2 tRNA genes are annotated in these 693 nt (G+C 55.3%); both read left to right on the top strand.

The features are described 5' to 3' along the window. Positions 1 to 231: 231 nt before the first annotated feature. Positions 232 to 308 (top strand) — tRNA-Ile (locus tag PL597_RS25965). Between the two features lie 59 nt (positions 309 to 367). Next, a tRNA-Ala gene (locus PL597_RS25960) sits at positions 368 to 443 on the top strand. The last annotated feature ends 250 nt before the right edge of the window (positions 444 to 693 follow it).

The raw sequence follows: 693 nt of genomic DNA, 5'->3' as shown, positions 1-693 counted from the left end.
CAGTCAGGCGACCATCGCAACGTAATACGCCTGCAGATCTGCTACGCAGACAGCGGGTATGGCAAGGTTCGCCGTCCACGTTTCTCTTTCTTCAAGAAGGATATAAACCTTTGGTTTGCGCTCACGTGCTGTTCGCCCTTTGGGCGGCACTGCGCGGGGGCGCCGGATGACCGGCGACGGCCTCTGGCCTGTATGGGTGTCCAGTTGGACACGTCATATGTTCGGTTGGATGGGCCCGTAGCTCAGTTGGTTAGAGCACACGCTTGATAAGCGTGGGGTCGGAAGTTCAAGTCTTCCCGGGCCCACCATTGGTTTGCTGAATTTACCTGATCCCTGGCGGTTTTGCTGTCGGGTGTTTGCGATGGTTGGGGCTGTAGCTCAGCTGGGAGAGCACCTGCTTTGCAAGCAGGGGGTCAGCGGTTCGATCCCGCTCAGCTCCACCAATCGCTAACGCGGTTTGGGTGTGTAGCGCGGGAATATCCTTCTGAAGAAATAAAAGTTTGCATCGTCTGTAAGGACTGATGCCTGTTCTGAATACATTGTGAAGAGAAGATATGTCTGGAAGCGTCCAGGTGTTTTGGGTTTAGTCCCGAGACGTCCGAGCCCAGTCCCAGAGAAACCTTGTGATGGCTTAGTCGGCCGGAATTGGTGGAGGGGTTGGAGGTAGGAAGGATCGCTTGTCCGAGGCATTTT

Source organism: Agrobacterium sp. ST15.13.013, assembly GCF_027956525.1.
In the GTDB taxonomy this organism is placed as follows: Bacteria; Pseudomonadota; Alphaproteobacteria; order Rhizobiales; family Rhizobiaceae; genus Agrobacterium; species Agrobacterium salinitolerans.
The sequence above is the reverse complement of the archived record's forward strand: the minus strand, read 5'-3'. Positions and strand labels throughout refer to the sequence as shown.